The organism is Pelobacter seleniigenes DSM 18267, assembly GCF_000711225.1.
Taxonomy (GTDB): Bacteria; Desulfobacterota; Desulfuromonadia; order Desulfuromonadales; family Geopsychrobacteraceae; genus Seleniibacterium; species Seleniibacterium seleniigenes.
In genome coordinates this window covers 243,621-256,843 of record NZ_JOMG01000004.1, presented here as the reverse complement: position 1 = coordinate 256,843, position 13,223 = coordinate 243,621, and the positions used below count along the sequence as shown (strand labels likewise).

The following is a 13,223-nucleotide window of genomic DNA, read 5'->3' as shown; positions in this document are numbered from 1 at the left end:
CTGCGCACAGTCTTCAACCGGATCTGACGGGCCGAAAAACATTCAACGCCTGAGGAGGGGACGACTTCTTTTCCCGGCGGACTCATAAGCGGCTACACTGAGAATGATTGCGCCACCGAACAGCACATTCAGCTGCGGAGTCTCCTGAATGACCAGCCAGGCGAACAGGGTCGCCAGAACCGGTTGCAGGCAGCCGATCAACGCCACGGACTTGGCCGGCAGGCGTTTCAGGCTTGCGGCATAGAAGGTATGGGCACCGGCCGTACAGAGGATACCGAGGAGCAACAGATTGACGATGCCGGAGAGCGGCAGGATGGCTGTCTGCCGGACACCGAGGAAGGGGAGCAACATGACCGCGATGGCAATCCCCTGATGAAAAAGAAGCGTATCGCTGGTCACATCCTGAAAGAAATATTTCTGCACCAGGTTACGGGTGGCGAACAGAAAAGCGGAGCCCACGCCCCAGAAAACCCCAGACAAAATCGGGCCATGAAGATCGGCCAGATCCTGACTGACCATGACACTCAACCCTGCCAGAACCAGTATCCCGGCAACAATATCGCCACCCGCCAGGCGTTCCCTGCTGAATAACGGTTCCACCAGGATGGTCAGGATGGGAAAGCTGAACAAGGACAGCATACCGACCGCCACCGTAGAAACCTGCATGGAATGGAAAAACGTCACCCAATGGATACCGAGCAGAACCCCCAGGCCATAGACTCCCACCAGGTGAGCCATTGAGGGCAGGCGATAACGCCTGTTTCTTATCAGACCGAACAGGCCCAGTCCGACAACAGCGATAAAACTGCGCAGAGCTGTAATAGAGGCTGCATCCAAAGGAATAACTTTGGCAAACAAACCGTTCAGCGACATCAAGAACACAGCACTGTAGACAAAGGTAAAACCGCTCGACAGGTCTGCATTGAGGGAGGAATCGACGGGACGGGAGGACATCCGCTTATTGCGGTCTCTGCTCAAGTTCAATCAGAGAACCTTTGAGCTGTTCGATTGTTTCCGTCAGTTGGCCATTTTCATTTTGCAGTTCGGTAAGCTGCTCCTTGTGCTGCTTTTTCAACTGGCTGATCTTATTCTCCAGTTCCTGGTTGGCAGCCTGCAGCTTTTGCACCCTGGCATTACGCTGTTCGAGGTCGTCGACGCAGTTCAAAACCGAATTGGCCCGCGCCGCCCAGGGACTGTTCGGATAAATGGCCACAAAGCTTTCCAACTCCGCGGTGGAGTGCATTGTTTCGAACTGTGAGAAGGCCTGCTCAAAAGCGACCAGATCCTTCGCCGCCCTTATTTTCGGCTCGGGGAACAATGTGGCACAACCTGACAGGACAACTAGAAGGGGCAATAAAATCAGCTGTTTTTTCACTCTTTACGTTTCTCCAGCATATAATTGCTGCCTTCCTGAATTTTCAGATATTCTTTCAATCTGGCACAATCCTGACTGATGGCCAGACGCGAAGGATACTCATAATGGGTCGAAGGAATCACAGCAATTGAAATAGTCATCAGCGGAAAGGTCCGCTTAATTCCATAGCGATCCTTGCCAATAAAATTACCGGCAGCACGATCTTTGGCATTATAGTGCTCAGGGATGGTTTCCTCAAACTTTTTAACAATTTGCTGCGCCAGCAATTCGCCGGAGATCAAATCGGTCAGGATCACATAATCATCCCCGCCGATGTGTCCGACCAGATCCTCCCCGGTTCCGAACTCATTGACCACATCCTTGAGCAGGTTACCCACCATAGCCAGCACATCACTGCCGGCCTTATAGCCATAGCGATCACTGTAAGCCTTGAAATTATCCAGATCGATATAGAGATGAGAAAAGGGTTCTTTGCCGGTAATACGGCGCTCGATTTCACGATCGATGGCCAGGTTGCCCGGCAATTGGGTCAAGGGGTTGGCATCCAGGCGCAACTGCTCAAGCTCACGCAGTTTCTGCCCCATCATCCGGAAATCGTTGGCCAGCTGGGCGAATTCATCGCCGCCTTTCAAATCCGGCTGATGCTCGAAACTGCCAGCCGAGATCTTCTGCGTCGCTTTTTTCAGAGCCCTGACCGAACGATGGATACTGAGCATCACCGTCAACGAAACCGGCGCAGACAGACAGATGCCAATCAGAGTCAACAGCGCCGTAGTTTGAAAGGCATCCCCGGTACGCTCAGACAGTCGCGCCAGGCCGGTATTGATCTCCTGTTGTTTCCGCTGTCTGAATTCCACCAGATAATTGAGGATCTGCACCCGCAGCGGAACCGTCGTATCATTGGCGATCGTCTCTGCGTTAGTCCAGTTGTCCCAGAACAAGGCGTCGGAGAGCTGGTTTTCACCCAGTCGGTATTTTTCAACCAGATCGATGAGGGTGCGGACTTCGTCACTTAACGGCGGTCGGTTGAGAGCAACGGCCAGGCGGGTAAATTCCTGGCTCCGGTTCAGCCGTAATTCCTTCAGGGTTGGGTCACGCAAAATCAGTAGTTGCTTTTCGATGTTTTCCTGGGCGAGGAGGTTCTGCTGCAGGTCGCGGACAAGTTCAAACATCCTGAACTCGACATTGACCAGTTGCTCAGTGGCACGGGTTTGCTCATGCAAACGGAACAAAGCAAAACCGACTGCTGAAAGGCTAAAAACAACGATCACCAGGTAACCGATGATCATTTTTTTGGTCACGGTTGAGAATAAATTCCGCATGGGTTCATCAGCTCCCATTTACTGATCAGCAAAACCGGGCCGCACGGAAAGAAAGGCCATGTATCCGGTCAATTATACAGGATTGATGAGGATAAAATACAATAAAGCACCCGTGCAGGGCGCTTTATTTAGTTTCATGGCCAAGGCTATCCCCCGCCAAGCATTTTTTTACTTATTTGGCCAAAGGCTCCCATCACATGCCGAGGTAAGCCTTTTTGACATCTTCATTGTCGAGCAGATTGGCAGCCGAGTCGACCAGCGTGATCCGTCCGTTTTCCATGACATAGCCACGATGGGCCAGCTTCAAGGCCTGGTTGGCATTCTGTTCCACCAGGAAGATCGTGGTATTGTTCTCTTTGTTGATGTGGCGGATGATTTCAAAAATCTGCTTGATAATCAATGGCGCCAGACCGAGAGACGGCTCGTCCAACAGCAGAACTCGGGGTCTCGCCATCAAAGCCCTGGAAATAGCCAACATCTGCTGCTCGCCGCCGGACAGGGTCCCGCCGGGCTGGTTACGGCGCTTCTCGAGGATCGGAAACAGGGTCATGACATAGTTCATGTCCTGCTGGATCAGTTTCTTATTGTTGCGCAGAAAGGCCCCCATTTCGAGATTCTCCTGCACGGTCAGATCCGGAAAAATCCGCCGCCCTTCCGGAACCTGAATAATCCCCTTGTGGACGATTTTTTCGGCACTCAGGTTCTGAATCGGATCGCCATCCAACAGGATTTCCCCGGAACGTGGGGGGGTAATGCCACAGATCGACATCAGGGTGGTGGTTTTGCCGGCCCCGTTGGCACCGATCAGGGCAACGATTTCTCCTTCCTGCACTTCGATGGAAACATCCTTAAGAGCCTGAATATTGCCGTAATAAGTCTGAATATTGTTGATTTTAAGCATCGGTCTCTTCTCCCAGATAAGCTTCGATAACCTTTGGATTATCCTTGATCTGCTGCGGACTTCCTTCGGCTATCTTCTTGCCGTATTCCATGACATAGATGGGATTGGAGATATTCATGACCAACTTCATATCGTGTTCAATCAACAGAATCGCAATATTATCTTCTTCGCTGATTTTACAGATCAGGTGATCCAACTCTGAAGTCTCGTGGGGGTTCATCCCGGCAGCCGGTTCATCCAGCAACAAGAGGAACGGTTCGGTAGCCATGGCCCGGGCGATCTCAAGCCGCCGCTGCGCACCATAAGGAAGATTTTTGGAAAATTCGTTGGCAAACCGATCCAGGCCAACCTTTTCCAGCAGCTGGTAGCTCGATTCCACAATCTGCTGTTCTTCTTCGCGCACCCCGCTGCCACGCAGGATGGAACGAAAAATTCCGGAGGAGGTCCGGCAATGACGGCCGATCATGACATTCTCCAGCACGGTCATATCGGGGAACAGGCGAATATTCTGAAAGGTTCTCGCCAGCCCCATCTCCGTCACCCTGTTCGGTTTGAGTCCGTTCAGCCTGCGCGTCGGCAGCCCCTTCGGGTGGAGGAGGATATCCCCTTTGGTCGGGGTATAAATTCCGGTGACGCAGTTGAAAAAAGTCGTTTTGCCGGCGCCGTTGGGACCGATCAGGGCGGCAATTTCCCCTTCGTGAACTTCCAGGGAGACGCTATCCACAGCCCGCAGCCCGCCAAAGTCCATGGTCAGGCTTTTGACCTCGAGAAGTTTATGTTTTTTATCAGCCATTGTCGCTCATTTCCTTCGAACCTTTGTATTGATAAGTCTGGCGAAGATTACTGATCAACCCCTGCGGCCGGAAGATCATCATCAAGGTCATGGAGGCGCCGAACACCAGCATCCGGTATTCAGAAAAAGCGCGCAGATATTCCGGCAGCAAAATCAGGATAAACGCACCCAGAATCACCCCGAGGATGGAGCCCATCCCGCCAAGCACAACGATGGACAAAATGATCGCCGATTCCATAAAGGTAAAGCTGGCGGGGTTGATAAAGGTTGTCTTGGCTGCAAACAGGACCCCGACCATGCCAGCCCAAAAAGCTCCCAACGCATAGGCTGACAGCTTGGTCCGGGCCATGTCGATCCCCATGGCGACACAGGCGATCTCGTCCTCGCGCAGGGCAATCCAGGCCCGACCGATCCGGCTGTTCTTGAGGCGGTTGGTGACGATAATGGTAAACACCACCAAAGCGATCATGATGTAGTAGATGTAGACGGTCGAACCGGCCAGGTCCATATCGATGCCGAACAGACCTGGTTTGTCAATGTTGGCGATGCCGCTCGGTCCGAAGGAGAGCGCATCCCAGTTTTCCATGACCACTTTGAAGATCATACCGAAGCCAAGAGTCACGATGGCCAGATAGTCACCACGCAGGCGCAGGATCGGAAACCCGAGCAGAACCCCGAACAGACAGCCGAGGAGGCCGCCGATGGGCAGGGTCACCCAGAACCCCAGACCAAAATGATGATTGAGCAGGGCATAGGAATATGCCCCGACCCCGAAAAAAGCCACGTAGCCGAGATCCAGCAGGCCAGCCAGGCCAACGCTGATATTCAACCCCAGACCGAGCACCACATAAATCAGCGCCGAAATCATGATATTGCTCTGATAGGTATCCACCACCAGAGGAAAAATCAGGGAAATCGTCAAAATAACCAGCTGCGCCCGGATCCTGAAACTGTGGTTTTCCAGCAAGTTCAAGCGCGGTTTGTCGGAAACGGCTTCATCGACACGGGCAAAAGAACCCAGCCCCTTGCGATACTGGTACTTGCGGATACCAACGGCGAGCAGGAAAGCAAGCAGAAAGAAACCGAACAGATAACTCCACGGCAGAACAAATGAGTAAAAAAACGCCGGCACGATCTGCAGCAGGACCAGCAGAACAAAAATAAAGTTATTCTGGACCAGGGAATCGTTTTTAATCAATTCAACTAAATTGTCGTTAGCGGCCAACGCCTTTTCCCTGACAGCTTTTCTCTGCATGAGAAAACGCCAGAAGTAGGACAGGACAAAAGCCTCATAAGCCACCCAGACCAGGCTTTCCCAGCGCCAGACAACGATATTGTCCATCGTGTTGACCCGGACCACCATTAGCGGAAAGGTCAGGAAGACAAACCACACCGAAACCAAAATTGATTGTTTCAAATTCTGCACCATAGCTGTCACCCTTAAACTTTCTGCTTGGTGGATTTACCGAGGATTCCGGAAGGACGCAGGATCAGGATCAGAACCAGTAGCCCGAAGGTAAAAACATCCTCATAGTCACTGGAGATATACCCTGCTGCAAAACTTTCCGCCCAGCCCAGGATCAGGCCGCCGAGCACGGCGCCGGAGATGGAACCGATGCCGCCGAGCACCGCTGCGGTGAAGGCTTTGACCCCGGCCAAAAAGCCGATATAAAAATTGACCTGGCCAATGTAGGAGGCAACCAGCACCCCGCCGATGGCCGCCAGAGCCGACCCGATCACAAAAGTCAGGGAAATGATGCGGTCGACACTCACCCCGACCAAGCGCGCCATATTCATATCCTGCTGAGTTGCTCGCATCGCCTTGCCGATCTTGGTTTTTTTGATCAGCAGGGTCAGCAGGATCATGGTCACCAGCGTGGTGACCAGAATGACCAGTTCCGGCGAACCGAGAATATAGGCGACCGGTTCCATAAAAGCGAATTCGGGAATCAACCGTGGGAAAGGCAGAAAATCAGGAGTCTGGGCAAGCAGGACATAGTTCTGCAGGAAGATCGACATGCCGATGGCACTGATCAGCGGTGACAACCGCGGTGCATCCCGTAATGGCCGATAAGCGATTTTCTCAAGGGTATAGCCGTAGGCACTGGCATAGATGACTGCGACAATCCCGGCCAGGATCAGAATAGACACCCCGCTGAGGCCATAAATAGTACAGACACCGGCTACGATAAGCGCGACAAAGGCCCCGATCATATAGATTTCGCCGTGAGCGAAATTGATCAACTGGATGATACCGTAAACCATGGTATATCCCAAAGCGATCAGGGCATAAATGCTACCCCGTGTCAGCCCCCCGAAGAACAGTTCCAAAAAATAGTCCATAATTTCCAACCGATTGAATATGGCAAGCGGCCGCCCTGCAAAAGACCGACCTGTGTGACAGAGACCCAGCTGAAACCGGGCCGAAAGCCGCGGCAGCAACAAAGTTCAGGGGGCTGGTTACGGACCAGCCCCCTGAAGGGGTTTACTCGACAGACCGCAGTAACAGCGCGCGGCCTCTATTGCAGCTCAACGAATTTACCGTTTTTCACAGTGTAAACAGAGAAGCCAACGCCTTCGGCATCACCTTTGGCGTCGAATTTGATCTTGCCGACCGGAGTTTCGACATATTGGGTACGCAGCGCATTGGTGACGGCATCATAGTCGGTGCTACCGGCTTTCTGGATGGCATTCAGCAACGCCAGGGCGGCAGCATAGCCTTCCTGGAAGAATGCACCCGGCTCGGAACCGTATTCAGCTTTGAACTGGGCAACGGCTTCAGCGTTCAGCGGAATCTTGGAAAGGTCGCGCGGACCGGTCATGTAAGCGCCTTCTGCAGCGCTACCGGCAACTTTCAGGAAACTGTCGTCTTTGACGCCGTCATCGGAGATAAAAGCCGCTTTGACGCGCTTGCGGGCCAACTGGGAAACCAGTTTGGAGGCTTCCGGATGATAACCACCGAAAATCAGGGCCTCGGCATCGTTGCGGCGAACTTTCTGAATAATTGAGCTGTAATCCATGGCGCCGGGAGTAATTCCTTCGAACAGGACAATTTCAGCCTTGCCTGATTCTTCCACAAATTTTTTGGCGAACTCGGCAAAACCTTTACCGTAGTCACCTTTGTCATGCAGGATGGCGATTTTCTTGACACCGAGCTTGTTCAGCGCAAAATCGACGGCCATTTTAGCCTGCATGTCGTCGGAAGCGATGGTCCGGAAAAAGTTCGGATAGTCACCACTCTGGGTCAGCGGCGGGTTGGTTGCGGAAGGAGACATGACCGGAATTTTGGCGTCTTTGTAAATGCCCAGGGCAGCCTTGGTTGCGCCGGAACAGATGTGGCCAAGCACAACATTGGCACCGTCGGTGACCAGTTTGGTTGCGGTATTGGTAGCAATCTCCGGTTTACATTGATCATCCTGAATCAGCAGTTCAACCTGCTTACCGAGAATACCGCCATTGGCATTGACCTGCTTGACCACCAGTTGAGCCGCGCGCATAGCCGGAATGCCATAAGGAGCCAGGTCACCACTATGAGGCCCTGCTACACCCAGTTTGATGGTGTCGGCAGCAAAGCCTGTTGCAGTCATGCTCAGCAGCAGAGCAAGAGTTGAAAGCAAGACAGTCATTTTCTTCATGAGTGTGCCTCCTGAAAGTTTGGTTGAAGGAGAATAGCTAAATTAATGTACAGAATTTTTTAGGTATAATCTAAACACCGGACAGCGGTCAAGAATAAAGCTTTATTCTAGCTAAAAGGCGGAAGCGCTGGCCAGTGCAGGCTCTGCCTTAAAAAACCATTGCCGCCGCAAGACGAAATCGGTCAGCGCCAATCCCGGGGTCAGGGCTTATGAACGGGCTTCGGAAACTTCGTTTGCCTTCATCCGAGCGCGCATTTCCAGAACCATCTCGTTGATTTTTGCCTGACTGGCCACCAACCGGGCCAAACGTTGCAGCTCAAGATAGAACTGTTCAATTTCAGTTTCTTGGACCGTTGGTCCGACCACGGCAAAAGCTTTTTCAACCTGGGTCACCCCGAACTTGCCAAGGTAGGTCCCGGCAACGGTTTTCATCAGGTTTTGAACCTGTTGGCGCTGTCGCTGCTGCGCTTCCTGGGAAGAACGCATGGCGCTCTGCTCACGTTTATTCTGTTCCTCAAGAAGGTTTTTCCGGGTGCGCTGCCAAATCGGATGCAGGTCGGCAGACCCCATCAGGTCGGCCAGAACGAGTTGGTCGGTACTCTGGATTTCCAGAACATCGAGGATGGCCCCGGGCAATGCAGCGACCGAGGCGGAAAGATCAGCCGTCGCCTGCAGGTCCTGTCCACCCTCATGAAAAAACCCCAGCGCAAAACCCTCTTCATAAAACACCAGAGCTGTCTTATCCTGACTGAAGACCCGAATACAGACGCTCAGTTCATTCTGCCGAATATCATCCAGCAGGGCCCGCACATCGATCTCCTGAAGAGGCTTTTGCTTATGCAAATAGCGCCCGTGGAGCAAGGCATGGAGATAAAGCACCAGGTCGTCAGACATGCGATAGATATTGAGGGTGGCATGGCCGAGAATGGAAATATGGAAAATCCGGGCAATGGCATCGTAAGCGATCAGTCGCCGATTTTCTTCCCGATCAATGAAAAAAGCGCTGATCAGCCTCCCGGATTGGAACAGAATGACCCCGGACCCGAGTTGGGACTGAAAAGACAGATACCCCGAAAAACTGCCACCACGCAATTTCCCCATCGCTTCCGGCAGATTGATTCTGGCCGGATTGACGTTCTGACGAACCGGCACACCGCGCGGCAGATGAATCATTGACGTATACTCCAAAGACAAAAAACCGGCAGGAAAACCGCAACGCAGCTCCCCTGTCCCCCCATGATCAGATCAACAGAATTCCTGAAAGCGCCAGGACATTCAGCTCAGCTGGTGTAAAACCATCATAATTTAGTAAATAACGACGAAAACTGTCAACCAAACAGATTCTTCGTGGTCTTTTTAGTGCTATTGAAGCAGCCAGACCACCACATCTTCCGAGTTCACTGCGGATCCTGCAGCTCTTCCCACTTCAGGTAGGCCGTTTCCTGTTGCTCTTGCAAAGCGCGGTGCTCGGCGCTGACCGTGCGCCAGCGCTCCTGATCCTGATACAGCTCCGGGTCAGCCATCACCTTTTCCAGCCGGCCCAGGGAATCTTCCAGCTGTTCGATCACCGCTTCGACCTCTGCCAGGTCGCGCTGCCGTTTCTGTTCACGGCGCTGCTTTTCCTTACGGGCCTGATGCTCCTGGATTCGGGCTTCTTTATCCGCGGACACCGGGTCCGCCCCCCGCTCAAGTTGCTGCTCGACCCGCTTATCGCTATGACTGCTGTCGCCAAGATTCTGCTTGGCGCGCAGAAAATCTTCATAGTTACCGAAATAAGACTCGACCTTGCCACCGCCAACTTCCAGCACCCGGCTGGCAAGCTGATCGACAAAATAGCGGTCGTGGGAAACAAATACGATCGTCCCGGAATATTTTTTCAGGGATTCAAGGAGCACTTCCTTGGACTGCAAATCGAGATGGTTGGTCGGCTCATCCAGGAGCAGCAGATTGGCGGGCCGCAACAACAACTTGGCCAGGGCCAGGCGGTTCCGTTCCCCCCCGGAGAGGACTCTGACCGGCTTTTCGATATCGTCTCCCGAGAACAGAAACGCTCCCAGGATATTCCTGAGTTTCGGCACCATGGGCACCGGTGAATCGGCTGACAGTTCACTGTAAACGGTCCGCTGCGGGTTCAACTCGGCAGCCTGGTCCTGGGCAAAATAGGCCAGCGCCAGATTATGCCCTTCCGTCCGGCGCCCTGCGGAAGGGGCTTCAACGCCGGCCAGCAATCTCATCAGGGTCGATTTACCGGCCCCGTTCGGGCCCACCAGGGCAACCCGTTCACCCTGCTCGATCAGCACATCGACCTGATTGAGAACCTGTTTGTCGCCGTAACGTTGACTGGCTTTTTCCAGGTTCATTGCCGTGCGCCCGCCCTTGGGCGGCGGCGGGAAACTGAAGCCGATTTTTTTGCGCTCCGGCGGCAGGGAAATCCGGTCGATTTTTTCCAGCTGTTTGATCCGGCTCTGCACCTGGGAGGCTTTGTTGGCCTGGTAACGAAACCGGTTGATGAACGCCTCGACCCGGGCGATTTCTTCGTCCTGCTGCTGCTTGGCCGCTTTCAGAGCAGCCACCCGCTCGTCCCTGGCCTGAACATAACGGCTGTAATTGCCGGGGTATTCGGTCAATTCACCGTTCCAGATTTCGACAATCCGGTTGACCACCGTATCCAGGAAAAAACGGTCATGGGAAACCAGCACCACACCATGGGGATAGTTCAGCAGGTAATCTTCCAGCCAGTCCCGGGCGGGCAGATCCAAATGGTTGGTCGGTTCGTCCAGCAGCAACAGGTTGGGCTGCTGGAGCAGCAACTTGGCCAGGGCTATACGCATTTGCCAGCCGCCGGAAAAGGTCTCGCAGGGCTTGGAAAAATCCTCTTCGCTGAAGCCTAGCCCGTGTAGCACCCGGCCAACCTCGGCCTCCATCCGGTAACCGCCCCGTTGCTCGAACTGGTTTTGCAACTCGGCATAGCGTTCCAGTTCCACAGGATCGGCGCTGGCGGCAATCTGGTGCTCCAGGCGCCGCAACTCCAGTTCGATCTGCTGCAGATCGGCCAGGGCGCTCTGCGCTTCTTCAAACAGCAGCCGGCCACGGTGGACCAGGCCGTCCTGGGGCAGATAGCCGAAGGTGGTCCCCTTCGCCATCTGCAGTGTGCCACCGTCGCAGTCGACCATTCCGGCCAGCAGCTTGAGCAGAGTCGATTTCCCGGCCCCGTTTTCACCACACAGCCCGATTCGGTCCGTGGCATGAATATGCCAGTCGATATTTTTAAAAATCTGTCGATCGGCAAAAAACTTGTCGATATTCTTTAACTGCAGCATCTGAGCTTAAACCTGTTAATTCAGCACCCTGACGATCCTCTTCCAGTCGGGCATGACTTCGGCTGTCAACTGAAAATCGGTGGGCGAGTGGTGTTGTCCAAAGGGATAAAAATCCGGAACTTTTGCAAACGGGACTACTTATAGCACAACAGCGGTCCCGGCAAAAGCAGAGCGGACAAAAAAACGCCCCACCCGGTTATGGGTCGGGAGCAACAGACGGTTGCAACGATTTCTCGAGCCCATGGAAAAGCGAGCAAAGGCAATGGCAGGCGGCCACCCGGCGAGGTTCCAAGCGCGGGGCAATCACCCGACTCGCAACAGTTCCCGGTCGGACTCTTGCCCACCAGCGCCGCCTGTTGTTGGTGGCAGGAAAGCCTTTCCTTTCGCCAACGGCACTCAGGTGGTGTGGCGAATCATCCAGAACTCGGCAAGGGCGGCCATATCTTCGATACTGATGCGGCTGTTGTTGATCACCAGATGATAGAGCATGGCATCGTCGATATTGTCGCAGGCGAACCGGCGCACGAAATCATCCCGCTGCTGCTGATGCAGATCGATGAAGCGCCTGGCCTCCGTTTCGTTGAGGCTGTGCGTCCGCATGATCTTTTCCAGCCGGAACTGATAGGGGGCAACCAGGCGTAGATGGATACAATTGGGCAGATCCTGGGTGACACAGGTTGCGCCGCGGCCAACCAGGACGCAATTGCCACGCCGGGCAAACCCCCGGATCACGGTGCGCATATGGGTAAAAACTTCGGTCTCTTCAGCCGTGGACGGATCGAGAAACATGGCGAAAATCGCTTTGAGGGCCGACGGCGTATCCTGGGATTTTTCTATCTGTTCAACCGTATAGCCGGTCAGACGGGCAACTTCGTCAAGAATCTGCCGGCCGATAATGACCCAAGGGTCTCCGGCCACCCGCGCATTCAGGCGGCGGGTTAATTCCTCCGCCAACGGATAGGCCTGGCAACCGAACTCCCGGGCAATGGTGAAACAGGGCGCTGGTTTTTCAATATTGGCAACCTGTTGCATCTGGTGCCAGGCGTGTAATTTTGCTTCGATTTGCGGAGTCCAGAAGTTTTTGAGTACCATCGCTGTCTCCTTTATGGCTGTGGGGTCTCCAGGTATGGACCGATCATGACCTCTGATCGCCCATCCACGGGCTCTGCAAGCGCTTTTCCAAGCATTGATTAAAGTATAGCGGATAACTGGACTTTGGGCATGCCTGTGCAAAAAAGCCCCCGCGTAAACGCAGGGGCTTTGACAAAAACAGCTGATAGATGGTGCGGAAAAGAGCGTGCGGCTTATTTCAGCTCATGCTGAAGATGAAAGGTCCGTTTCTGGCCGTCAGCCAGCTTGGTGCCGACAATAAAGCGATACATTCCCGGCTGATCGAGGTTAACATCGGCACCGAACTCTCCATCCATGGCCATCATTGAAAACGGACCGCTGATGCTGCCGTCCGGCTTTTCGATCTTCACGGCTGCTTGCCCGCCGGTCACCGGATTGCCGCTGGCATCCTTGAACCCGGCCATCAGATGGTGGGTCATGGCAATACCGTGTTCAGCCATCGCTTTTTTGACATCCATCAGGTGGGCGGTGACCGTAACCCCATCGACTTCATCGCCATGGAGCATGATCATATCGTCGCTCATGGCCATGCCGCCGGTCATTTTCATATCACTGCCATGGTTCATATCCTTCATGGCCAAAGCACTCAGAGGCAGCGCAACAACAGAAAAAATCAACACAGTCACCATGGTCAGCATTCGTTTGTTCATAATTTTTCTCCTGTTTGTGGTTGGTTTGCGTTTTCAGTACGCATTGAAAATATCCCGTTAACCGGTCCTTGCAAAAGTCATCGGTCCTGCTCACCC

The 13,223-nt window shown here is 53.6% G+C and carries 12 protein-coding genes; all 12 read right to left on the bottom strand.

Features of this window, described 5'->3' with window-relative positions; genetic code table 11:
* Nucleotides 1-42: 42 nt before the first annotated feature.
* Nucleotides 43-984 carry a DMT family transporter gene (locus N909_RS0118095; protein WP_211253995.1) on the bottom strand — a complete coding sequence of 314 codons (942 nt, stop codon included), beginning with the start codon at nucleotides 982-984 and terminating at the stop codon, nucleotides 43-45.
* A complete protein-coding gene (locus N909_RS0118090) occupies nucleotides 959-1,375 on the bottom strand; it encodes a hypothetical protein (protein ID WP_029917543.1) in 417 nt (138 codons plus the stop codon). The genes N909_RS0118095 and N909_RS0118090 overlap by 26 nt, the downstream gene beginning before the upstream one ends.
* Nucleotides 1,372-2,697 (bottom strand): sensor domain-containing diguanylate cyclase, encoded by a 1,326-nt coding sequence (locus tag N909_RS0118085; RefSeq protein WP_029917542.1) that lies wholly within the window; start codon nucleotides 2,695-2,697, stop codon nucleotides 1,372-1,374. The genes N909_RS0118090 and N909_RS0118085 overlap by 4 nt, the downstream gene beginning before the upstream one ends.
* Nucleotides 2,698-2,890: 193 nt before the next feature.
* Nucleotides 2,891-3,598 carry an ABC transporter ATP-binding protein gene (locus N909_RS0118080; protein ID WP_029917541.1) on the bottom strand — a complete coding sequence of 236 codons (708 nt, stop codon included), beginning with the start codon at nucleotides 3,596-3,598 and terminating at the stop codon, nucleotides 2,891-2,893.
* Nucleotides 3,591-4,391, bottom strand: a complete 801-nt coding sequence (locus tag N909_RS0118075; RefSeq protein WP_029917540.1) for an ABC transporter ATP-binding protein — start codon at nucleotides 4,389-4,391, stop codon at nucleotides 3,591-3,593. The genes N909_RS0118080 and N909_RS0118075 overlap by 8 nt, the downstream gene beginning before the upstream one ends.
* Nucleotides 4,384-5,817: an ABC transporter permease subunit gene (locus N909_RS0118070; RefSeq protein ID WP_425415858.1), complete on the bottom strand. Its 1,434-nt coding sequence runs from the start codon at nucleotides 5,815-5,817 to the stop codon at nucleotides 4,384-4,386. Before N909_RS0118070 ends, N909_RS0118075 begins: the two co-directional genes overlap by 8 nt.
* A 14-nt stretch (nucleotides 5,818-5,831) precedes the next feature.
* Entirely contained in the window at nucleotides 5,832-6,734 is a 903-nt protein-coding gene (locus tag N909_RS0118065; RefSeq protein WP_029917538.1) for a branched-chain amino acid ABC transporter permease, read from the bottom strand.
* A 176-nt stretch (nucleotides 6,735-6,910) separates the two neighbouring features.
* Nucleotides 6,911-8,017, bottom strand: coding sequence for a branched-chain amino acid ABC transporter substrate-binding protein (locus N909_RS0118060; protein ID WP_425415857.1), 1,107 nt, complete (start codon nucleotides 8,015-8,017; stop codon nucleotides 6,911-6,913).
* A 216-nt stretch (nucleotides 8,018-8,233) separates the two neighbouring features.
* Nucleotides 8,234-9,199: a DUF4388 domain-containing protein gene (locus N909_RS0118055; RefSeq protein ID WP_029917536.1), complete on the bottom strand. Its 966-nt coding sequence runs from the start codon at nucleotides 9,197-9,199 to the stop codon at nucleotides 8,234-8,236.
* Nucleotides 9,200-9,423: 224 nt separating this feature from the next.
* Nucleotides 9,424-11,346: an ABC-F family ATP-binding cassette domain-containing protein gene (locus tag N909_RS0118050; protein ID WP_029917535.1), complete on the bottom strand. Its 1,923-nt coding sequence runs from the start codon at nucleotides 11,344-11,346 to the stop codon at nucleotides 9,424-9,426.
* Between the two features lie 396 nt (nucleotides 11,347-11,742).
* Nucleotides 11,743-12,438 (bottom strand): cytidylate kinase-like family protein, encoded by a 696-nt coding sequence (locus N909_RS0118045; protein ID WP_029917534.1) that lies wholly within the window; start codon nucleotides 12,436-12,438, stop codon nucleotides 11,743-11,745.
* 212 nt (nucleotides 12,439-12,650) lie between these two features.
* Nucleotides 12,651-13,127, bottom strand: coding sequence for a hypothetical protein (locus N909_RS24885; RefSeq protein WP_051689944.1), 477 nt, complete (start codon nucleotides 13,125-13,127; stop codon nucleotides 12,651-12,653).
* Nucleotides 13,128-13,223 lie beyond the last annotated feature (96 nt).

Excerpts from the sequence above, each read along its gene's own strand:
- N909_RS0118080 (WP_029917541.1), bottom strand. The coding sequence starts at position 3,598 with ATGCTTAAAATCAACAATATTCAGACTTATTACGGCAATATTCAGGCT.
- N909_RS0118050 (WP_029917535.1), bottom strand. The coding sequence starts at position 11,346 with ATGCTGCAGTTAAAGAATATCGACAAGTTTTTTGCCGATCGACAGATT.
- N909_RS0118060 (WP_425415857.1), bottom strand. The coding sequence starts at position 8,017 with ATGACTGTCTTGCTTTCAACTCTTGCTCTGCTGCTGAGCATGACTGCA.
- N909_RS0118045 (WP_029917534.1), bottom strand. The coding sequence starts at position 12,438 with ATGGTACTCAAAAACTTCTGGACTCCGCAAATCGAAGCAAAATTACAC.
- N909_RS24885 (WP_051689944.1), bottom strand. The coding sequence starts at position 13,127 with ATGAACAAACGAATGCTGACCATGGTGACTGTGTTGATTTTTTCTGTT.
- N909_RS0118055 (WP_029917536.1), bottom strand. The coding sequence starts at position 9,199 with ATGATTCATCTGCCGCGCGGTGTGCCGGTTCGTCAGAACGTCAATCCG.
- N909_RS0118075 (WP_029917540.1), bottom strand. The coding sequence starts at position 4,391 with ATGGCTGATAAAAAACATAAACTTCTCGAGGTCAAAAGCCTGACCATG.
- N909_RS0118085 (WP_029917542.1), bottom strand. The coding sequence starts at position 2,697 with ATGCGGAATTTATTCTCAACCGTGACCAAAAAAATGATCATCGGTTAC.
- N909_RS0118065 (WP_029917538.1), bottom strand. The coding sequence starts at position 6,734 with ATGGACTATTTTTTGGAACTGTTCTTCGGGGGGCTGACACGGGGTAGC.